Origin of the sequence: Promicromonospora kroppenstedtii, assembly GCF_044389675.1 — a bacterium.
Taxonomy (GTDB): Bacteria; Actinomycetota; Actinomycetes; order Actinomycetales; family Cellulomonadaceae; genus Promicromonospora; species Promicromonospora kroppenstedtii.
On record NZ_JBIRYI010000018.1, the window covers coordinates 88,417 to 109,994 of the forward strand.

17 protein-coding genes are annotated in these 21,578 nt (G+C 69.3%); 8 read left to right on the forward strand and 9 right to left on the reverse strand.

What is annotated here, in order from left to right:
* Positions 1–162 precede the first annotated feature (162 nt).
* Positions 163–5,499 (reverse strand): MobF family relaxase, encoded by a 5,337-nt coding sequence (gene mobF, locus ACH47X_RS23725; RefSeq protein WP_397407491.1) that lies wholly within the window; start codon positions 5,497–5,499, stop codon positions 163–165.
* A gap of 564 nt (positions 5,500–6,063) precedes the next feature.
* Here mobF and ACH47X_RS23730 point away from each other — a divergent pair.
* The 7 genes from ACH47X_RS23730 (at position 6,064) to ACH47X_RS23760 (ending at position 10,384) form a co-directional block, all read left to right on the forward strand.
* Complete coding sequence (locus ACH47X_RS23730) at positions 6,064–6,258, forward strand: hypothetical protein (RefSeq protein WP_020016571.1); 195 nt, start codon at positions 6,064–6,066, stop codon at positions 6,256–6,258.
* A complete protein-coding gene (locus ACH47X_RS23735; RefSeq protein ID WP_397407493.1) occupies positions 6,239–6,766 on the forward strand; it encodes a DUF6879 family protein in 528 nt (175 codons plus the stop codon). Before ACH47X_RS23730 ends, ACH47X_RS23735 begins: the two co-directional genes overlap by 20 nt.
* Positions 6,763–7,596 (forward strand): helix-turn-helix domain-containing protein, encoded by an 834-nt coding sequence (locus tag ACH47X_RS23740; protein WP_397407495.1) that lies wholly within the window; start codon positions 6,763–6,765, stop codon positions 7,594–7,596. Before ACH47X_RS23735 ends, ACH47X_RS23740 begins: the two co-directional genes overlap by 4 nt.
* A 62-nt stretch (positions 7,597–7,658) precedes the next feature.
* The gene (locus ACH47X_RS23745) at positions 7,659–8,807 is read left to right on the forward strand and encodes an HAD family hydrolase (protein WP_397407497.1); all 1,149 of its coding nucleotides are present in this window, start codon (positions 7,659–7,661) and stop codon (positions 8,805–8,807) included.
* A 62-nt stretch (positions 8,808–8,869) separates the two neighbouring features.
* Positions 8,870–9,076, forward strand: coding sequence for a hypothetical protein (locus ACH47X_RS23750; RefSeq protein ID WP_157237145.1), 207 nt, complete (start codon positions 8,870–8,872; stop codon positions 9,074–9,076).
* A complete protein-coding gene (locus tag ACH47X_RS23755) occupies positions 9,076–9,588 on the forward strand; it encodes a hypothetical protein (protein ID WP_397407499.1) in 513 nt (170 codons plus the stop codon). Before ACH47X_RS23750 ends, ACH47X_RS23755 begins: the two co-directional genes overlap by 1 nt.
* Positions 9,560–10,384: a GNAT family N-acetyltransferase gene (locus ACH47X_RS23760; protein WP_397407501.1), complete on the forward strand. Its 825-nt coding sequence runs from the start codon at positions 9,560–9,562 to the stop codon at positions 10,382–10,384. Before ACH47X_RS23755 ends, ACH47X_RS23760 begins: the two co-directional genes overlap by 29 nt.
* A gap of 567 nt (positions 10,385–10,951) precedes the next feature.
* Here the strand turns inward: ACH47X_RS23760 and ACH47X_RS23765 are convergent.
* From ACH47X_RS23765 to ACH47X_RS23800, 8 genes are all read right to left on the reverse strand, one after another.
* On the reverse strand, positions 10,952–12,016 hold the full coding sequence (locus ACH47X_RS23765; protein ID WP_397407502.1) for a hypothetical protein: 1,065 nt from the start codon (positions 12,014–12,016) through the stop codon (positions 10,952–10,954).
* A 71-nt stretch (positions 12,017–12,087) separates the two neighbouring features.
* Positions 12,088–12,591 carry an HAD domain-containing protein gene (locus ACH47X_RS23770; RefSeq protein ID WP_397407504.1) on the reverse strand — a complete coding sequence of 168 codons (504 nt, stop codon included), beginning with the start codon at positions 12,589–12,591 and terminating at the stop codon, positions 12,088–12,090.
* 921 nt (positions 12,592–13,512) lie between these two features.
* Positions 13,513–13,764, reverse strand: coding sequence for a helix-turn-helix domain-containing protein (locus tag ACH47X_RS23775; RefSeq protein WP_397407506.1), 252 nt, complete (start codon positions 13,762–13,764; stop codon positions 13,513–13,515).
* Between the two features lie 90 nt (positions 13,765–13,854).
* A complete protein-coding gene (locus ACH47X_RS23780) occupies positions 13,855–15,132 on the reverse strand; it encodes a tyrosine recombinase XerC (RefSeq protein WP_397407508.1) in 1,278 nt (425 codons plus the stop codon).
* A 245-nt stretch (positions 15,133–15,377) separates the two neighbouring features.
* A complete protein-coding gene (gene ychF, locus ACH47X_RS23785) occupies positions 15,378–16,463 on the reverse strand; it encodes a redox-regulated ATPase YchF (RefSeq protein ID WP_142033210.1) in 1,086 nt (361 codons plus the stop codon).
* Between the two features lie 11 nt (positions 16,464–16,474).
* Positions 16,475–17,251: a DinB family protein gene (locus tag ACH47X_RS23790; RefSeq protein WP_397407511.1), complete on the reverse strand. Its 777-nt coding sequence runs from the start codon at positions 17,249–17,251 to the stop codon at positions 16,475–16,477.
* 39 nt (positions 17,252–17,290) lie between these two features.
* Complete coding sequence (locus ACH47X_RS23795; RefSeq protein WP_397407513.1) at positions 17,291–18,904, reverse strand: hypothetical protein; 1,614 nt, start codon at positions 18,902–18,904, stop codon at positions 17,291–17,293.
* Positions 18,886–19,716 carry an ABC transporter ATP-binding protein gene (locus tag ACH47X_RS23800; RefSeq protein WP_142033208.1) on the reverse strand — a complete coding sequence of 277 codons (831 nt, stop codon included), beginning with the start codon at positions 19,714–19,716 and terminating at the stop codon, positions 18,886–18,888. Before ACH47X_RS23800 ends, ACH47X_RS23795 begins: the two co-directional genes overlap by 19 nt.
* 209 nt (positions 19,717–19,925) lie before the next feature.
* Here ACH47X_RS23800 and rmuC point away from each other — a divergent pair, with 209 nt between their 5' ends.
* Entirely contained in the window at positions 19,926–21,425 is a 1,500-nt protein-coding gene (gene rmuC, locus ACH47X_RS23805) for a DNA recombination protein RmuC (RefSeq protein ID WP_397407515.1), read from the forward strand.
* Positions 21,426–21,578: the final 153 nt, after the last annotated feature.

A 21,578-nucleotide genomic window follows, 5' to 3' on the forward strand; every position in this document is an offset into this window, starting at 1 on the left:
GAGTGATCAAGCCGTTGGTCCGGGGCTGGCACCGCGAACCAAACGCGATGCCCGATCAAGTCCGACGTTGGCGGCGGGCGCATACGGCGGTGAACGGGCATCGGTGAGCATTCGAGGCCGTTAGGTTCAAGGGCTTCGGGTGTTGCCCGGTTGAAGAAATTCTCACCAGCCTCTGTGGTGCGCGGTCGCCCGCTCGACGGCATCTCGTCGTGCTCGCTCGGCAGCCTCGTGGCGGACGTGGGCGGCGTGGGCTCGGGCGTCCGCCAGGACCACGGGGACCCGCTCCATCGGCCGCTGTCGAGAACGAACCTGCCGCCGGGCTTCGAGGCCCTGGTCGGTGGTGATGGCGTCCAGGGCTCGGGCGGCGCCGGCACAAGCCTCACCGCGCTCGCCCTCTGTCAGGCGTACCCCGAGTGGATCGACCGGGTCGGTGATCTGGTACCGGTCGCGGTACGCCAGCACCTGTCGCATCGCCGTTCGCCAGGTCTCCTGCGCAGGGCCGCCCACTGGAAGCGGGGTAACGGTCTCCATCCATAGTTGCGGGTTCATTACTGCGTCCTCGACCAGGGCGTACAGACGGGCAGAGATCAGGTCAGCGTGCCGGGTCAGCCACGCCTGCACCAGCCGATCGGTCACCGGCCGCTCCCGTCCGACCTCCACCACACCAGCGCCGACCGCACGGTCGACGCTGGTGGCGGCTCGGGTCTGGACCTGGCCCGTAATGCGGTCGGCGAGATGGTCCGTCAGGACCTTACGGACCGAGGTCACGCTCAGCTGCTCGTGGTTCTCGGCACCGGGCGTGTGGCCGACAGCCTGGGCGACGTGCTCGATCAGGGGCCCCCACTGGTTGAGCTCGACCCGGCTGTAGAGGTGGTCGATCAGTGCCCGTAGTTGCGGGATCTGGCGTTCGAAGTGGTCCAGGTCCCGGATTGTCTGCAGATTGGGTGCCATAGCGAACCACGTCAGCGGGATCGGCTCCGTCAGGGCGTCCGCGAGGGCGTCGGGGCTCTCGGTCGCGGTCCGCGCGGGGTCGGTAGCCAGGTCGAGCGCCTGGACCTGAGCAGCCTCGTCAGGGGTGAGCAGCGACCAGACTCGCGCGGCGGCCGTGCGGCCGGCGTTGTCTGGGTCCAGAGCGACGATCAGGTCGCTCAGGTCCCTACCGGTGGCGTCCCGCAGTCCTTGCAGCTGCTCCGCGGTGATGCCGGTGCCTCCGGCCGCGACCGGCACGATCTGGATCCCGGTCTGCTCCGCGAGGTGGGCGGCGGCCTGGTGGAGGGCGGCGTGATCAGTCGGGCCCTCGACCAACACCGGACGGGCACCCGCAGCCAGACGTGCGGCCGCGCTCGGGTCCAGGCCGTAGACGAGCTCGCCCTTGCGGTATGCCGCCGTCTCCGGGGTGTTCAGGTACTTCGGCGAACGCTCCTCACCCGCATCTGCCTCGGCGGGGTTGATGCGCCCGGTGACGCCGACGACCTGCCCGGCCTGATTCCGGTAGGGAAACACGATCCGGTTGCGGAACTTGTCGACGACCCGCCCTCCCCGGGTCAGCGTGCCCACCCCGGCGGTCACGAGCTGGTCAGGCGTGTAGCCGAGGGACAGCAGGTGGTCAGTCAGACCGGTCCACGACCCTGGCGCGACACCCCACTCCGCTGCTGCGAGGCTCCGGCTGGCCATGTACCGGGCGGCCCAGGACTGGGTGGTCTTCTGCCGGATCCACCAGGCCCACGCGTGCCCAGTGATCTCGACGACCAGGTCCCGCTCCCCCGTATTAATCAGCGCCGGCCCCTGGTCGGCGGTGGTCGTCTCGCGATCCGCAACCCCCAGAGCGGGTCCGGCCACCACGTCGCCGCTGGTCTGCGGGTGGCCCGGTTGCAGAGTCTGGCGCACGGCCGTCGGACCGACGGCGGCTCCGTCTGTGTTCGCGACGTCCGCCGTCGGGCCGGTGGGCGTGCTGGCGTCCCAGAGGAGCTTGTCGGTGGTGTCGGGTGCGGTCGTGATCCAGGACGGCAGTCCCCTCTCGTCGTGGTCGTGGGTGCGGGGTAGGCCGATGCGGTGGTGCAGGACCCTTGCGATCGACTTCGCGTTCCCGAACCCGGTCCCGGCCGCGCGCCGGACCACGGTGACGGGGTCGGTGCCGGCGGCCTCGTGCATCGACAGGCGCTTGGCCAGCACCGGCCACACCTCGTCCGCGAGCACACGGTCTGCCATCCGCTCGGGCAGCACCGACCGCACCGCCTGCGCCAGGCGTCCGATGCGGTCGGGCTCGAGGAATGTGAGATAAGCGTCCTCGTACTCCGGGACCAGGCAGGCCAGGGAGTGCGCGTAGTCCCACTCGTCCTCGATCACCCGCGACGCGGACGTCTCCTCGCCGTCGCGGTCCAAGACACCCTTGAGCGCGTTCAGCACCGCACGCTCCGGGTCGGGCTGTCGGTCTGGGTCGAGGTCCAGGACGTCGTCGGTCTCCACGTAGACCCGGTTCGAGTCAGCGCCGCGGGTGATCGCGGTGTAGAGCTCGTTGCGAGTCATACCGACCCCGACCATCGCGTGGGAGGTGTCGACGGTCATGCCCTGGACCCGGTGGATCGTCGCCGCGTACCCGAGCTCGACATGTTCGGCGACGTAGTCCGCCGGCAGTACCACGGTCGAGCCCGTCTCCAGATGCCGGGCCTCCAACGCACCGTCCGCGCCACGCGCGGTCACGCGCCACAGGTCACCGTTCTTGACCCAACCGCGCGCCCAGTCGATGTGCCCGTCCTCGTCCTCGGCGTGCAGGTGACGGTTGTTCAGCCGGGTCACGATCACGTCCCCGATCCCGGCCCGGTTCTCGTCATGCAAGACCACGCCGTCGTCCTCGACCTCCCTGCGCGTGACGCGGTGCAGGCGCGCTCTGGCGGAGAGCTCGGTGACCAGCGTGTTGGTCGCCGCGATCATGATCGCCTTACGACCATGGTCGGAGTCGGTCATCCAGTTCGCGAACATCTCCTCCGCCATCGCCGCCGCCGACCCACCCTGGGTGCGCCGCTGCCTGATGTAGAAGTCCAGGCCCCGGTGGTCACCCTCACGCAACCGCAAGGAAGCGTCGGCTTCACCAGGGGTGCGGAAGCGGTGGATGTGCGTCAGCTCGACCGCCCCGGCCTGCTGGGTGATCAACCTCAGGGCACCGCCGGCGGCGACGGCGCTGAGCTGGGCCGGGTCCCCAAGCAGCCGGACGCTGCCGCCAGCGGCCTGGGTGATGGTCAGGACGTCGGCCAGGGAGAGGGTCCCGGCAAGACTCGCCTCATCGACCAGCACGACCGTGCCAGGCTCGACGCTCAGGCGCTCACGGAGGCGTTCCCCGCCCTTGCCCCGGCAGGCCAGGAGGAACATGTCCAGCGTCTCGGCCGTGATCCCGTCACCGAGATCTGCACCGAGGACCCCCGCGGCGGCAGCCGACGGCGCCAGCGCGATCAGCTTGCCGCCCGAGTCCTGGACCGCCGTCGCGAAGGCGCGCATCGCGGTGGTCTTCCCGGTCCCCGCCGGGCCGATCCCCGCCGCCAGCACCGTGCTGGCCGCGAAGTGCGCCACCAGCTCCCGCTGCCCGGCATTCAGCACCCGACCCTGGTCGACCCGCACCCGTTCGATCGCGGCCTCCACCGCGCCCGGGTCGATGACCAGGCCGCCGGGGGTGCCGGCGGCGGTCAGGAGGCGGTCCTCGGCTTCCAGGACCGCGAGCGAGGTGTATCGGGTGGAGCCGTGGACGAAGTAGACCGACTCGCCGTCCGTGCGGCGCATCACGTCCGGTGGCTCGTTCACGTCCGGTGGCGTGACCTGCAAGCTGCCGGCCACGGCGTACCCGGAGATCGTCGCAGCCACCGCGAGCAGGTCAGTGCCGGTGGGGGCGTGGTCGCGGGCCAGGCGGGTCGCCTCGGCCTGCACGTGGTACGTGGTCCAGGTCGACCGCTTGCCCGCGACGTTCGTCAGGCAGGCGTCGACCAGGTCACCCTGGGCCAGCACCTGCCCGGCCAGTTGCCCGAGGACGGTCTGGCGTCGAGCGGGGCTCGCCCACCGGAGCGGTCGAAAAACCTGGGCCTGGGGCCACAGGGTCGCGAGCCGACCGACGGCGTCGGTGACATCCTGGACCGCCCAGCGGGCGATCCCACGCCCGGCCAGGTCCTGCGCGACGGCGGCCCACAGGTCGCCTGGCTCGTTCACCGTGACCTGGCCCTGACCGGGTCGGGAGCGTAGGGCCGTGGTGAGCATGCCCGCGACTGCGGCCCGGCCGCCCAGAACCGTCGCGGCGACACCCGCCCACTGCGGGAGCCGGTCACGCAGCCCGACCGGTGCGCCCTTGCTCGGACGGGTGTCGAGGTTGGCCTGCTGGGTCAGCCCGAACGCGGCCTCGGTGGCCGGCTCGTGCCCATGGCTGGCCCGGTAAGCGGCCCGCAGGCTCTCGTACGACTCCACGATCGCGGCCCGCCGCCGGGAGAACGCGTCCCGCAACGTCTTCGGGACGCCGACGATCTCGCGCACGCCTTGTTTGCCCCGGCCCCGGGATTCGGTGTGGAACGCGACCCCGAGCCGCTCGACCAACAGCTGCTCGATCCGCGTGTTGTACCGCTCGGAGGCCGCGACCTTCAACCCCAGCAGCACCCGCCCGTCCAGGGCCCGCCACCCACCGTCCACACCGAGGACCTTCGTCGAGACCGCGACATGGGTGTGCAGGTTCGGGTCTCCGGTGCGGGAGTCGAGATGGTCGAACGCGACCGCGGTCAGGCCATGGGTGTCGATCTGCCGCACACCACCCGCACCCGCCCTCGTCAACGCGCCCTCCGTCTCGATCCACGCCAGGGTGTCCTGCCACGCATCGGTGTGCGCCTTCGTGATCACCTCCCGCGTGGCCGCATCCCCTAGACCCCACAGGACGCTGATGCTCTTGGACGGGGTGAACACCAGGTCATACCCCGCCACCGCGCGCCGCGGCTGCCCGCCCCGCTCGGCCAACCACCGCGCCACCTCCTCGTCGGTCAACGGCCCACCGCCCTCGGCGTCGCCTTTCCGTGTCGCCAAGGCTCGGCCGACCTCCCAGCGGAGTCGGTCGCGCTCCACACCCGGCTCGGGTGGGCGGTCGTTCTCGCGAGCGAACCGTGCGAACGCCGCCTCCAACGCAGCCCGGTAACCGTCGCCCTCCGCGCTCTCGAAGACAGGGAACGCCCGCCCCAACGCACCCGCGCGAGCCGCGTCCTGCTTCGACGCCCCATTCACCAGGGCCTCGAGCTCCAGCCGGCCCGCATCCGGGTGGCGGCCCTGACCGAACAACGACTTCATCTGCTTCTCCAGCACCCGGCCCGAGACCCCGAGCTGCTCCGTGCCGGTGCCGACCCACCGGCCGGGCGGGTTGCCGTGCTGCATGTAGTAGTCCGTCAACGACACACCGCGCCCCCGCGGCACGTCCCCCGACGCGACCTGCTGCGTCAGGTACGTGTACCCGCTCCCCGCACTCAGCACGTGGACCGTCATCATGTCCCCCACCCCCTTCCCCGCAGGGCTGGAACGGCTCAGCTCGGGGCTGATTTCTGGACCGCTCACAGCGTTGTGCACTAGGTGTGTGGCCTTCGTCGTAGCGGTCCGCGGGCCCGCAGCCCTGCTGCTCGCCTGCCCGCGTCACACAGCCGCGTGCGTCGCATCGCAACGCCAGTCGCGCGTGTCCGTCGTCGCCTGCTCGCGTGACGCCGTCGCTGTTCGTCGCCTATGTCGCTGCCGCTGTGGGCGCGGCGGCGGGGTCCCCCCACCGAGAGGGCTGGACCACCCGCGGGCATGCGAAAGAGGCCGCCATTCCCCGGTACGGGGATGGCGGCCTCCTGGCGCTGCTGCTACGCGGCGAGAACTACCGGCCTCAAGCAGGCCGCTCGGCTCACGGCTCACCCGACGGCCTCGGGCATGGGAGTGGCCTGCCTACCCCTGGAATCGTGAGAACTTCCGACCCACGGCCGCGCTTTCCCGTTGTGGAAACTCGATCCCCTTGCCCAGCCACCGCAGACACCGAAGAATCGAACGCGACAGCAGGCCGGCCAAGGGGGAACCGCCATGAAGGTGACGACACTTGCGAGCACGTGCGACAAGAACGACTGCCCGACGATCTACGAGACTGACCGAGGCACAATCCTGGTGCAGGGTGAGACCCCGACCGATCATGGCCTGACGATCCCCGCGCACGAGACCCTGGTGGAGATCCCCCTGGACCTGGTCCGGAAGGCGTTCGGTGACCGGCTTGGCGCCTAAGACCCTGGGAGACCTGTTCGACCAGTTTCAGCGCGAAGCCTTCCGGCTGGAGACTCTCGACGACTACAGCCGGTCCGGCAACGTCGACGCCTACCAGCTGTTCCTCGACGGCCAGGACAAGCCCACCGACTACAACCTGGACTGGCTGGACGAGGTGCGCACCCACACCGGCGCGGGACGACGCATGTACCGCGTCCATGTGCTTCGCCGGCCCCTGACGCCCTACCTGCGCTTCGAGCTCGGCTGGGGCTACCTCACCAATGCCACGGCGGGCGAAGAGTTCTTCATCCTCGACGTCACTGATCAGCCCACGCCGCTACCTGACCACGTCGGCGACTTCTGGCTCTTCGACTCGACCACGCCGGCCCGGTTCAACTACAGCGACGGCAAGTTCATAGGGGCCGATGTGCTGCCGGATGACCGCGGGCCGGAGTACGTCGCCTACCGGGAGACAGCCTTGGCGCACGCGGTGCCGTTCGCAGACTGGCGGGCGATGTACGGCGAGTGAACCGTTCCGAGCTGGGCGCAGCGCTGCGGGCCCTACGGCAGGCCTCCGGTACGGAGGCCAAAACCGTGGCCCGCAGCTCTGTCATGTCCGCGAGCAAGCTGAGCAAGATCGAGACGGGCAAGCTCTCCCCCAGCGCAGACGACGTCGACCGGATCCTGACCTCCATCGGTGTCTCCGACGAGGTCAAGGCCGAGTACATGGAGGCCGCTCGCGCGGTGGCCACCGAGGCAACGGCTTGGCGCCTGATCCAGCGAGCCGGTCTACACAAGGCGCAGAAGCAGCTGCAGGCCGTCGAGGCCGACATGGATCTGCTGCGGGTTTTCCAACCCGCGCTCGTGCCAGGCCTGCTGCAGACGCCGGAGTACATGCGGGCAATCCTGTCTCGGCACGACGACCTCACCGAAGAGACGGTACGACGCACCATGAGCGCACGGCTCGAGCGCCAGGAAGTCCTCTACGACGAGGACAAGACGCTGCGCTTCGTCATCACCGAACCGGTCCTGCGGTGGTTGATCGTGCCGACGCCGATCATGGCCGGACAGCTGGACCGGCTGATATCTCTGACCCGGCTGCCAAACATCGACCTGCGGGTCGTGCCGCTGGCTGGCGCTCAACGGGACATCCCCAACCACGCCTTCGTGGTCCGCGACGACCGCTCCGTGAGCGTCGAGACTGTGCACGCGAAGGTCGTGGTGACCGACCCCCGAGACGTAGCCCTCTACGTCGCGAAGTTCGATGGGTTCGCCGAGCACGCCCTGTCTGGCGAGGCCTTGAAGCCATTCCTCGAAGGCATTCGAGACGACCTTGTGCGGCAACGGGAAAGCCGCTAGTACCGACCCGATAAGGGCCTCAGGATCATTCCCAGAGCAAGCGCACCTGGGGAGGTCCGACAATGAAGAAGCCACCGGCAGGAACGGCGACGCATCTGATTGCGCTCGACATCGACGGCACGCTGATCGGCCGGGACTGCAAGGTGCCGTCTGAGACAGTGCAGGCGTTGGAGCTGGTGCGCGCCAGTGGACATCACGTTGTGATGGCGACCGGAAGGTCACTTGTCGGGCTGCTCGCTGCTGCCCGGAGGCTAGGCCTCACAGAGGGCTGGGCGGTCTGTTCCAACGGAGCTCTGACGGTACGTCTAGACCGAGAAGCATCGTCGGGATACGAAGTGATGGAGGCCCGCACCTTCAGCCCGGGATCAGTCGTCCGCCAGGCGAACCGGCTGTTGCCTGGCATAGATGTCGCAGTCGAGGAGGTTGGCTGGGGCTGGCGGGTAAACCACCAGTTCGGACCTGGACTGCTCAACGGACCGCAGAAGCTGACGCCGCTCGAAGATCTCGTGGCAGGGCAGGCTTCGCGGGTTGCGCTCCACGCCAACCAGGTCACCGACCACGCAGATGCGCTCCGTCACCTCGGGCTAACCGTGACACCAGCGGGCCACAGCTGGCTCGATGTGACGGCGCCCGAAACAAGCAAAGCCACAGCGCTGGAACAGATCCGCTACCTGCTCGGAGTCGCACCCGAGCGCACCGTTGCAGTCGGCGACGGCGTCAACGACATCGCCATGCTGGGCTGGGCGGCCCGTGGCGTCGCCATGGGGCACGCACCTGACACAGTGCTCAAGGCAGCCGACGAGACGACCGGGACCATCGCAGACAACGGCACAGTCCCGATCCTCCTGTCGCTGGTCCCAGCGCCGGCGCGCCGGCCTGGCTTGTCACCGCTGGGCGCTCAGCTCGCCGCGGCCGTCCACGCCGCCGCAGAACGTGAGCCGGGCCCCCTCGTGGTCCGGGTCTGGCACGGTTCCAGTCCCGACCTCGCCGGATGTGAGGTCCACACGCTCCGTGAAGGCCGATGGGTTTGGCAGGCACCGGTCCCTGCCGGCAGAGCCTCCACCATGCGCGACGTCGAGCGCGCCGCTCGCGAAGCCGGCCTCACCTACCCCCGTGGCGAGGAGGGACGACGACGTGCCCACTGGCGCACGACCGCACGCGGGCCTCGGTCCGGGTCGGCCGAATTCGAACTCCCACTGACCTACGCCTGACCAGTCTTCTCGATCAGAGGAGCCAGGCCGCCAGCGTGTTGCACACTGCCAACAGTCCGGGGATGATCGCCATGCACAAGGAAGTCCGTAAAGCAGTCGACGAGGCACGACGCGCCGGCTTCACCGTGCGCGAGCTGAGCGGCCACACCTGGGGCCATATCGAGTGCTCGTGCGGTGCACACGTCAAGGTGTTCTCCACCGGCCGCAACCCCGAGAACGGCGCGCGGCTGATCCGCAAGTTCGTCGAACAGCACAGGAAGCACGTGTGATGACCGAATTCGAGTTCTCTCTAGTTCTGGAACGCGATCCGGACGACGTCCAGACCGAGGCCATCGCGGCCAACGTGCCGTCCGTGACGGGCCTGGAAGGCGGCGGACCGGTCTCGCTGGCGCACGTGGTCATCGATGCGGCGGACTTCGCGACAGCAGTCACCTCGACCGTGCAGCAGATCGAAGCATTCGGCGTGCTCGTCGTGGGACTGCAGACCGACGACCTGATCTCGATCAAGGAGATCGCCACCCGCACAGGACGCAGCCGCGAGTCCGTGCGCCTGCTGGCGACCGGGAAGCGTGGCCCAGGAGGGTTCCCCTCCCCCGTCTCCCCTGAGCCATGGAGCCTTTACTCCTGGACCGAGGTTGGAGGTTGGCTCTCCGAACACTTCCCGGAGCAGGACTTCGACCTGGACCGACAGGCCACCGCAGCCGATCACTTCCTGCGTGGAAGGCACATCACACGGGCGGAGCCCAACGCGGATGCCTGGGCCCAGCTCCTGTCCATCTGAACGCGACGAGGCCGAGCACGGATCAACCGACTTCCTGGAGCCCAACATCGAGACGATCACCCCCGACCTGTGGCTGACCCACGACAGCGTCGGCCTCGGCCCGCTCCGCGCCGACCTCGCCGAGACCTACTGGCGCTGGGAGAACTCCCTTCCGGTCATGGCCGGCTACGCCCGCCAGACCCCGGAATCCCTCACCGAACGCACCGCCGGCCTCGAAGCCCAGCTCGAAGGCAGCGCCGACCAGACCCGCTTCACCATCTACCGCCACCACGACGACACCTGGACGCCGATCGGGATGACGTCCCTGCTCATCGACGACCGCTACCGCACCGCCGAGTTCTTCATCTACATCGGCGAACCCGACCACCGCGGGCACGGCACTGGCACTACCGCGACCACGATGGTCCTGGACTGGGCATTCCACGTCACCGCGCTGCGCTGCGTCTACCTCGAGGTCCTAGCCAACAACACCGCCGCAATCCGCGCGTACGAGAAGGCCGGGTTTCGGACCGTCGGTACCCGGCGGCGCACCGGCTCCTGGCTCGGCCAACCCGCCGACGAGGTCATCATGGACGCCGTCCCTGAGGAGTACAGCGGACCGCGACTCGTCGAAGCCGCCGTCCTCGGTACGCGATCCCGAAACCAGGAAGTACGCGCCACCGTCACCCACGCTCACGAAGACGCTCAGCCGCGGACCGGCTTCCGCCCGGCCACTGCCAGTCGAGAGTCTCCAGCTGCGGGTGCGAGCGGACCGCTTCAATCAGCGCGCGAGATCCGGACACACGGGTCGCCGTGAGGTCGTAGTCCGTCCATACGAACCAGGAGCGGTCTGCGGGCCACCAGTTCGACGGGCTCAGCCCGCGGAACAGGTCTTCATTCCGGGTCAGGCCGGCGATGGTCGACAGCGATCCTTCCAGAACGGTGAGCCTCTCGTACTCGTTGGCGGGCACCATCCCGTAGTAGGCGAAGCAGGCTATGTCAGGTCCGGAGAACTCACCCACGATGTCGAGCAACGCCGTCAGCGACTCGCCACCGAAGACACCCTCCTCAATCTCGATGTCCGGCCAGCGAAGATGCCTGATCAGGTACATCGAGTTCGGCGGCCACCCCCTTGCCTTCGACACTGCCGCCAGAGCCTCATTGGTGACGTCACGCCATCGGCGCCGGACCCGTGGCCCTTCCTCGCGATCTGTGAGATCGATGGGAACCGTCAGGTCGTGCAGGATCCACGTGTCGTCCTCCCAGCCGGAAGCGTCCATTCCACAGAGGTCTCCGTCCTCACGGACGTCCTGCGGGATCCACGCGAGCGTTGCCTGCGGGTCGACGACCGGTCGGAACCCATCGACCTCGTCAGCACCTTGCGTCATGACCGTCCTCCACGTTGCGCGTTGGCATCATCGGTCTTGATGTATGCCGTCATCAACGCGGGTGGAAGCACGCCGTTCGCCTGAGCCCACGTCGCCCAGGACGGCAACCGGACCAGTTCTTCGGAAGCTGCCTCGAGCCACGCGGGTACTGCGAGGGTCTCCTCCAAGGAACTCAGGATCGCGGCCTTCTCCTGCGCAGAGCATCCGAGCCGTGCTGGCTCGCGCGACCGGACATCGTGGGCGAGCGCTATGGCAACCAGAACCCGGGCGCCCGCAGGTTCTTGAGAGGCAAGGTGGCGCGCGTACTCGGCGAGCACGATCGGCGCCGGCGGGTACCGCGACAGATCCAGCCCCATCCCACCGGCGCCTGCCATCGCGCTGAGCAGGCGACCGGTGTGGTCGATCAATTCGTCGTCTACCGCGGGTCGGGTGATCGCTTCCTGGAGGCTTGCAGCAAGGGCGACCTGGCCCGCGAAGTACGCGTTGAGGAAGTCACCGTCGCAGGCGTGACGCAGCAACCAGTCCCTATGCCGACCGGAGTACTCGCACAGGGCCTCGACGTAGTACACGCGGCCCCACCCGGACGAGCGCTCCGCCAACCAGGGCAGGCTCTCTCCGCCGCCTCGGACCCTGCGCAGGATGATTGTTGCGAGCGGCGCGAACTGGTCGGAGAGCAGTCCGATCGTCCTGACGACCTCGATGTCGTCGGCCGATGGCCGGGCGGCGAGAAGGACCAGCCCGATCGTAAGGGCGCACCGATCACGCGCGTGTTCGACCAGCCACCGCCCGTAACGTCGCACCAGCTCCGGATCGGCACGCAGGGCGACCGATCGGAGGTGGTCGTTCTGGTGGATCGGAACGTCGACACCATGGAAGGCTTTCTCCACCAGGTCGAGATCGTCGTGCGGGTCGCTGAGAAACTCACCGAGGATGTCTGCGGCCGCGGCTCCCCTGAGCAGCGGATCCTTTGGACGGTCAACCTTGCGCCTACGGTGTGCCTCATCGTCGGGAAAGGGGTAACCGTCTCTCGGCAACGGGACGTCCGGGTTCTCGTCGCGCAATCGGACTGCGTGTGCGAACAGTGAGCTCCGCGAAGCCGTCGGACCAGCGGTTGGCGGCGCAGCGCGACCCGTCACGACTCCCGCCCTCGCAGCCATGTCGCGATCTCGGCGACGCCGTCGGCCGTCAGCCCGACAGACGACTCGACATGGAACAGCAGCGCAGACCCAGGATGCTCCACCTCGACGAACCAGCGATCCATCTCCGTGATGACGTCGTCGATCCACACGAACGGTCGGCCCGCCGCGACCCGGACCAGGGCACGCGTCTTCCACCCCAGACCATTCGGCTCGCCATCCCCATACGGCGGCAGGTCCGCGACCGACAGCTCAGGTAGCCCGACCCGCGGCGCGATCACGTCGTTGGCGTCGGCCATCCAGGCCGTCGCCCACACCAGCTCGCAGCGCAGAGCCAGCAAGAGCGGACCGAGGGCCGGATCGATGAAGTCGAACTCCGGGCGCGGCATGTCAGGGTCGTCTGGCTTACCGTCGCGAGGCTGAGGCAGCATCCCGGGCCCGCCGAACGGCAACAGGGTCCCGTCGACGTCGAGGAACAGCAGCGGGCGGGCAACAGTCACGCCCGCACGATAGCGGCCTGCGCACATGATCGGCAGCCGGCACCCGTCTGCCTTCCAAACCGCCTGCATGGCTCACGCTTCGGGTCTTGTCCGAGCCCGCTCGAACACGGACTCTCGTACCTTTCCCATCGAACCCAAGGCAGCATCCCGTCAGTAGCGCAGACGGGACGCGGTCACGACGAACCCTTGCCGCATCAGCAAACGCCGCGAGTTGGTGCGCGCAGCTGACCTGCACTGATACCTGCGCACACCTTGGTGTGCGGGCATCTTGGTGTGCGCAGAGCGCGCGCTCGTTCGTCATCCTCGACGCATGGATGTGTATCCGCGTGCAGACAGCATGCTGGGGGCCGGCGGCTGGATTCCGCTTGCCAAGCTGCGGGGTCATGGCCACGAGTTGGGGGACATGCGTTCACCCTGTTCGCCGCCATGTCCCCCACCCGGAACACGCGTGCGCAAGCAGCGTGGGGGACGTCAACGAGTACCTCGACAGGTACAGGTGGCGTGCACAATCGCGATCATGGGGCAGGCAGACGCAGATGCAAGAGGCCTAACTCGGACATGCGCGGTAGTGGCAAATTGCCACCACCGCGCGACCTGCCCGTTCGCTCCGACGTGCCGCGCGGTCAGAGCTGGGCTGTCGCCAGCCTCAGGGCTAATCCGGACATCCGCGGTGGTGCCAATTTGGCACCACCGCGTGACCTGCGGTTCCACCGACGCGCCACTGGCCCGCCCCAGGCCTGGAGAACAAACCGGACAACAATGGTTCTGCCAAATTGGCAGAACCATACGACCTGGGCAGATGCCCCCTAGGCCCCTTCACCGTCGACCGGCCGCCGAGAGACAAACCGGAAAAGTACGGCCCCGCCAAATTGGCGGGACCGTACGACCTGCGCAAACGCTCGGGCGTCAATCGCGCACGCATCAGTGTGCCGAGCGGATCTTCACCACTAGTGCCGCCCGGAGCTCGTCCAGGTCCACACGGATCAGCGTGCCGATCCGGTAGCCGGTCACTGTTCCGTCGGCGATCCGACGGCGGATCGTCTTGACGGACACGCCGAACACTTCAGCGGCGTCCCGGAGCGAGACAAGCCGTGCTGCGCTCGCACCAGCCTGTCGTGGCGTCTGTGGAGCCGGGGACGTGCTGCTTTCTCGCGCTGGACGATGCGTTGCCATGTCGAACCTCCGGTGTGCGGCGAACCCTTTTGACTTCACAGGTGTGCACCGTGCTCCGCGCGCGCCCGTTCTGGGCCCCGTGCGTCACAGTCAGCCCGAAGCCTGTGTCCCGGGCTCGGTGTCAGCTTGCGCGGTACGCAGAGCTCGGCGTTCGGCCAGATCGTCCTTGAACGCGGCCCCGAGCTTCTCGGCGATCGTGTGCCGCCGTTCCTCGTCCCCGACGTGCTGGTAGTGCAGCACGACGGTCGGGTTGCTGTGCCCGGCAATCGCCATCAGCTCTGCCAGTGTCGCGCCGGAGCGAGCGGCCCACGTCAGCGCGGTGTGCCGCAGGTCGTGGAAGTGCAGTTCGTCCAGCCCGACGGCCTTTCGGACGACAGTCCACTTGCGCTGGATGATCTGGCGGTGCATCACTCCCCCGCGTGCCGCCCGGAACACGATGCCGTCCGCTCCTGGTTCGGAGAACTTTTCCAGGTGCTCCCGCAGGATGGGGACCACGAAGGACGGGATCGCGATCTCTCGGTAGGACGCATCCGTCTTCGGCTCACCGATCTCCGTGAACTTGCCTCGCTCCCGATGGTCGGCCGCCGTGCCACGCACGGTGACCGTTGCACGCGACGGATCATCAAGGTCCAGGTGCCTGCGCTTGAGCGCACGCAGTTCCCCGTTACGCAGACCCGTGGTCACGGCCAGCGGCACGATGGCCTGGAGGTAGTCCGGCATCAACTCCGTCATCCGCCACATCTGATCGGTCGTGACAACGATCGGTTCGTGAACGGCTTTGTACCGCAGCGCACCCTTGACCTTCGCCGGCGAGGCATTCAGCAGCTCGTGGTCCACGGCGTCGTTCAGGATCGACGAGAGGACCTGGTAGGCAGAGAAGGCGGCGCCGCGCCCGTCGGACTTCTCCTTGCCGTGCCACTTCCTGCCGCGCGCTTCCTCGGCCAGCACGACGCGCAGCTTCGTGTACCAGGTGGCCACGTCCAGGCGGGTGAGGTCCTTCAACGGGATGTCGCCCAGCACGGGCAGGATCCGCTTCTCCAGCGCTGTCTTGTAGCGGTAGAGGGTGCCCGGTCGTAGGGTCTTGCCCTCGATCGACCGGTACGCCCACTCGCGGAGCGTCACGGACCGCTGCTCAGCCAGGCGCGCCTCCAGCTCGCGCACCTTCGGGGGCTTCCACTCGCCTCGGTCGATCAGGATGCGCTCGGCGTTGAGCCACGACTCGGCGGCCATCTTGTCGCCGAACGTCTTGGGGTGCCGCTCCAGGTCCGGGCCGGTGTAGCGCGCACGCCAGCCGGTCACCTTGCCGGTGGTGGCGCTCCTGCGCTTCTCCAGCTCTCCAAAGACTCGCTTGCCGGGTGTGGCTGCCATGGGTGGTCCTCTCCACCCGTCAGGTGTCCCAGCCGCTCCCTGTGGGGGAACGGCACACCTGGCACAACCTCAGACGTGAGCACTCACCTGCGGAAACACCCCGGATCCCGTGGGGGAACCATGGGGGAATGGGTGGCCCCTGGAGGCCATTTCTGTCCACCACTGTCCCGAGGGTTCAGAAGCGTTACCGCAGGTCAACCGGCATTTGGCCTGGTCAGGAGACCAGGCCGAAACCGGGGTGATGCTCAGACGTTGAACCGGAACTCCACCACGTCGCCGTCCTGCATCACGTAGTCCTTGCCCTCGATGCGGGCCTTGCCCGCCGCCTTCGCCGCGGCCACGGAGCCGGTCTCGACCAGGTCCTCGAACGAGATGACCTCGGCCTTGATGAACCCGCGCTCGAAGTCGGTGTGGATCACGCCGGCGGCCTGCGGGGCGGTCCAGCCCTTGTGGATGGTCCACGCGCGCGCCTCCTTCGGCCCCGCGGTGAGGTACGTCTGCAGGCCGAGCGTCTCGAAGCCGACCTTCGCGAGCTGGTCCAGGCCGGACTCCTCCTGGCCGGTCTCCGCGAGCATCTCGGCGGCCTCGTCAGGCTCCAGCTCGACGAGCTCGGACTCGAACTTGGCGTCCAGGAAGATCGCCTGCGCGGGCGCGACGACCTTGCGCAGCGCCTCCTGCGAAGCGGTGTCGGCCAGGCCGGCGTCGTCGGTGTTGAAGACATAGATGAACGGCTTGGCCGTCATGAGCTGCAGGCTGGCGATCTCGGCGAGGTCCAGGCCGGCGTCGGCGGCACCCTGGTAGAGCGTGACGCCCTCGTTGAGGATCTCCTGCGCCTTCTTGGCGGCCGCGTACAGGACGGGGTCGCCGCGCTTGATCTTGACCTCCTTCTCCATCCTCGGGAGAGCCTTCTCGAGGGTCTGGAGGTCAGCCAGGATGAGCTCGGTGGAGATGGTCTCGATGTCGCCGGGGGCGTCGAGCGAGCCGTCGACCCGTACCACGTCGGGGTCGTCGAAGGCGCGCGTCACCTGGCAGATCGCGTCGGCCTCGCGGATGTTCGCGAGGAACTTGTTGCCCAGGCCCTCACCCTCGGACGCGCCCTTGACGATGCCGGCGATGTCCACGAACGAGACCGTGGCCGGCAGGATGCGCTGGCTCTCGAAGATCTCGGCCAGCTTGTCGAGCCGCTCGTCGGGCAGCGAGACCACGCCCACGTTGGGCTCGATCGTGGCGAACGGGTAGTTCGCCGCGAGCACCTGGTTGCGCGTCAGAGCGTTGAAGAGGGTGGACTTGCCGACGTTGGGCAGGCCGACGATGCCGATAGTGAGAGCCACGTCGCGCAAGTTTACGTGGACGCGGCGGCGCCCGCGTCGATCAGGTCCAGGTCCCTCGTCGCGAACCGGTGGTGCTCCCACTCCTCGGAGAGCACCACCCACACGCACTGGGCCGCGACGAACGGCTCGGACTGGTCCATCCAGGGCGGTGGCTCGGCCGGGCTCCCGGCCTGCTCGGGCGTGACGGCGGCCAGGTACTCCCGCACCTCTTGCAGCCGGCCGCGCCGGACCTCGAGCACCTCGTCGTACGACGGCGCCGCGGCGAGGTCGACCCCGAGCGCCGGTGCCCCGGCGTCGAACGCGGTGTGCGGCACGCCGGCAGGCCAGAAGACGTCGTCGCGCCGGCCCTGCGCGCCCCAGCGCAGCCAGCCGTCGGTGCAGAACACCAGGTGGCGAAGGGTCCGGGCGAACGACCACTCGTCGTCGACCGAGACGTCCACCGTGCCCGGCGGCATCGACGCCACCCGCTCGACGGTGGCCTCCCACATGGCTTCGAAGGCGTCGAGGGCCGCGCGGAGGCCGCCGATCGACCGGTCCTGGAGCAGCGCGCGCTCCGGGTACCGCCGGTTCAGCTCGGCCTCGACCAGCGGTTCCACCTCGACGCCGTTGACGCGCAGGCCGTCGATGTAGCCGTCGATGTCGGCACCGGCCAGCTCCACCCCGCGCATCCGCACACCGTTCAGGGCGACCTCGCGGAACGAGGCGCCACTCATGTCGGCGTCGTGGACCTGGGCCCCGCGAAGATTCGCGGGGCCCATCCGGTCGACTCGCCCTGTGACGTGATTCATGCAGGCGACGCTACGCCGAGCCACTGACACCCGGCCGGCCTACGGGAACGACTGCACCTGCTGGAGCAGCTCCGGCAGCCGCCGGTCGAACACGCGGGCGCCGAACCGGACCGCGAGGACCAGGATCAGCGCGCCGTACAGGACGCCGACCAGGAGCGTGGCCGCGCCCCACAGTGCCCCGCCGAGGATCAGGGCCGCGATGCCCACACCCAGCACCGGCAGCGACAGCCCCGCCGTGATCAGGAAGCCGATGCCCTGCGAGACCATCGTGGCCATCGCGGCGCCCTGCGGGGACTTGAGCGGGCTCTCCCCCGGCTTGGCCACCGGGTAGACGAGCCGGGCCGAGGCCGCACTCGACACCCCGGTGCTCACCAGCAGGAACCCGAACGCGAGCCCGAGCAGCGGGAGCGCGAGGTGCCAGGAGTCGGCCACCCACACCGACGCGATGACCGTCGCGGCGCTGACCAGCGGTCCCACCGTGAGCATCGGGATGGCCCGGCCCCACCGGTCCGCCTTGCCGTCGACACCGGACGCGACGTGCAGGGCGAACGCGGTGTTGTCGTAGGCGATGTCGTTGGAGATGCTGAAGCCGAGGATCCAGGCCACGAACGGGCCCGTGGCCAGCAGCAGGAAGTAGTTGCCCGTGCTCTGGCTGGAGAAGTACATGATCACGGGCAGCAGCGGCACGATCGCGAGCGAGCCGGAGTAGCGCGGGTCCCGCAGCCAGTAGGTCGCGGTGCGCGCGGCCACGGCCCAGGTGGGCGAGAACGGCACGCGGCCGAACGCGCCCAGTCCCTTGGCCCGGCCACCGCCGCTGTCCCCGACGGGCGGGCGCTCCAGCGCACGGGCCAGGGCGCGGTCCCACACCAGCCAGGCCAGCGCGATGGTGCCCAGCGCGACGGCGAGCCGACCGACCAGCCCGGCCCAGTCGCCGTCGTGCGCGGTGCTCGCGAGCGCCCAGGACGCGCCGAACGGCGTCCAGCCCACGACGCCGGCGGCCTGCTCGAAGACGGGCAGGAGCTGCATGCCGGTGCTATCGCCGGGGTTGGCCTCGATGGAGACCTCGACACCGTTGGCGAGCCAGCCGATCAGCGGGCCGATCGACACCACCAGCACGAGCGCCACGAGCGTCACGACCTCGCGGTAGCGCCGGGACTCCAGCACGGGCGCGAGCAGCGTGGTGATCGCGCGGGACCCGACCACGCAGGTGGCGACGCCGAGCGCCGCGCCGACGAGCGCCACCAGGAGCGTGCCCGGCTCCAGCACCCAGGCGAAGGAGGTGCCGAGAGCAGTCAGGACGGTCGCGATGCCGGGCACCGAGACCAGGCCGGCCACGGCGAGCCCGGCCACGAGGGTGCGGCGGGGGATGGCGTAGGTGGAGAACCGGTGCGGGTCCAGGGTGGCGTCCACGCCGAACGCGAAGATGGGGATGAGCCACCACCCCAGGACGGTGAGGGCACCGCCGAGCGTGATCGCGAGGCCGGCCCAGGCCGGGTCCTCGAAGACACCGAGCCCGACCACCGCGACGACCAGCAGGCCGACGATACTCAGGGCGTACACCGCGGCGACGATCATGCCGATCGTCTGCCACACGCTCTTGCGGAACGTGTTGCCCATCAGCGTCAGCTTGAGGGTCAGGAACCGCGCAACCATGAGAGCCCTTCCGAGTGCTGGCGGCCGCCGACGAGGTCGACGAACCGGTCCTCGAGGCTCTGCTCGCCGCGCACCTCGTCGACCGTGCCCGCAGCCAGCACCTGGCCTCCCGCGAGGACCGCGACGTGGTCGCACATGCGCTGCACCAGGTCCATCACGTGGCTGGAGACGATCACCGTGCCGCCGCCCGCCACGTAGTCCTTGAGGATGTCGCGGATGTTGGCGGCGCTGACCGGGTCCACGGCCTCGAACGGCTCGTCGAGGACCAGCGTGCGGGGCGCGTGGATCATGGCGCTGCCCAGCGCGATCTTCTTGGTCATGCCCGCGGAGTAGTCGACGACGAACGTGTCGGCGTCGGCGCTCAGGTCCAGGGCCTGCAGCAGGTCGCCGGTGCGCTCGACGACCGTGTCCTTGTCCATCCCGCGCAGCATCCCCGCGTACGTGAGGAGCTGGCGCCCGGTCAGGCGGTCGAACAGACGGACGCCGTCGGGCAGCACGCCGAGAGTGGCCTTGGCCTCGTCCGGGCGCGCCCAGAGGTCCACGCCGTGGACCCAGGCCGCGCCGAAGTCGGGCCGCAGCAGGCCGGTGGCCATCGACAGCATGGTGGTCTTACCCGCGCCGTTGGGGCCGACCAGGCCGTAGAACGAGCCGGCGGGCACGTCCAGGCTGACGCCGGAGACGGCGATCTTCTGCCCGAACCGCTTCCACAGGCCGCGCACGCTGAGCGCAGCCGAGGGGTCGTACGGGGGCGGCTCCGGGGCGCCCTGCGGGCCCGCGCTCCCCGGCGGGCTGGAGTCGACTGGGGTCGTCATGGCACCCAACCTAACCGGCACCTGTGACGGACCGGATCCGACGCGAGGATGAGTGCGGGTGATAGCCGGTCCGTCTCGGGGCGGACGGCGCCTCGGAGGGCACCACCAGGGACGACGTCGGACCGCCCGCCGCCGCATACGGGGACGATTGGGAACGCGCGGGGTGTCGGCGTACGGGAGTGTCGGTGACTCGTGGCAGCCTGTCGCACATGGACATCGCCGCAACGATTCTGCTGGCCCTCGGCGCCCTCGTCGTGGGCGCGCTGCTGGGGTGGCTCGGGCACGCCCAGCGCAGCACGTCCGCCGTGCGCGAGGCGGACCTCGAGGTCGTACGGCTGCGCGCCCAGGTCGAGGCTGCGGAGCGTCAGGTCGAGGCCGCGCGGGACCGCGCGGACGAGCAGATCGCCGACGCCCGCGAGCGCGCCGCGGAGCAGATCGCCGCCGCCCGCACCGAGCAGGAGCACGCGCGACGGCAGTTCCAGGCGCTCGCCGGCGACGCGCTGGACGCCAACAGCAAGCGGTTCCTGGAGCTCGCGGAGGAGCGGCTCAAGCGGTCGGCGTCGGCCGGCGAGCAGGCGCTGGCCCAGCGCGAGCAGGCCGTGAAGTCGCTGGTGGACCCGCTGACCAAGGCGGTCGAGCTGGTACGCGGCGAGGTGCTGCAGGCGGAGAAGGCCCGGATCGAGGGGCAGGGCGCGCTGGTCGAGCAGATGCGCAACGTCGCCGAGGTCTCGGCCGAGCTGCGCAACGGCACGGCCGACCTGGTCACGGCGCTGCGCTCGTCGCAGACCCGCGGCGCCTGGGGCGAGCTGCAGCTCCGCAAGGTGGTGGAGTCCGCGGGCATGATCAACCGCGTCGACTTCACCGAGCAGGCGCAGGTCACCACGGAGGAGGGCATCCTCCGCCCGGACATGGTCATCAACCTCGCCGGCGGCAAGCGCGTCGTCGTGGACGCCAAGGTCGCGTTCCTCGGCTTCCTGGAGGCCCAGCAGTCCGACGACGCCGCGTACCGCGAGCAGCGCCTCGACGCGCACGTGCGGCACATGCGCAAGCACGTGGACGACCTGGCGGGCAAGAAGTACTGGAACCAGTTCGAGCCGGCACCCGAGTTCGTGGTGATGTTCGTGCCCGCGGAGGCGTTCCTGTCGGCGTCCCTGGAGCGCGCCCCGGAGCTGCTGGAGTACGCGGCGCAGAAGAACGTCATCATCGCGACGCCGACCACGATGCTCGCTCTTCTGCGCACCGTGGCCTACGCGTGGCGGCAGGAGGCGCTGGCCGAGAACGCGCAGAAGGTGCTCAGCGTGGGCAAGGAGCTGTACGCCCGCCTGGTCACGATGACCGGCCACGTCACCCGGACGGGCCGCGCGCTGGAGTCGGCGACGAAGAGCTACAACCAGATGATCGGTTCGCTGGAGCGCAACGTGCTCACGTCGGCCCGGCGCATGGTCGAGCTCGACGTGGTCGACGAGAAGGACGGCATCGAGGAGATCAGGGGTATCGAGGAGGTGCCGCGGCCCATCACGAAGCCGGAGCTGCTCGCCGCCGAGGAGGGCGGCGTCGTCGCGATCGACCGGGCCCAGGAGCAGGAGGCCGAGGGCATCCTGGTGCAGGCGCTGGAGGTCACCGAGCTGGCGGTCACCGACAAGCGCGCCCTGGAGGCGGTGGAGGACGCGGCGGCCAAGAAGGAGGCCAAGGACAGCGCGGCGGGCTGACGACGCTGCGCGGCGGGGCTGACCCGGGCAGGGCTGAGAGCGGTCGGTAGAACGTCAGGTGGTGGGGCCCCCCGGGTGGCCGCCCCCAGGCGGTGTAACCCCCCCCCCCCGGGGCCCCCCCCCCCCCCCACCCCGGGCCCACCCCCCAGGGCC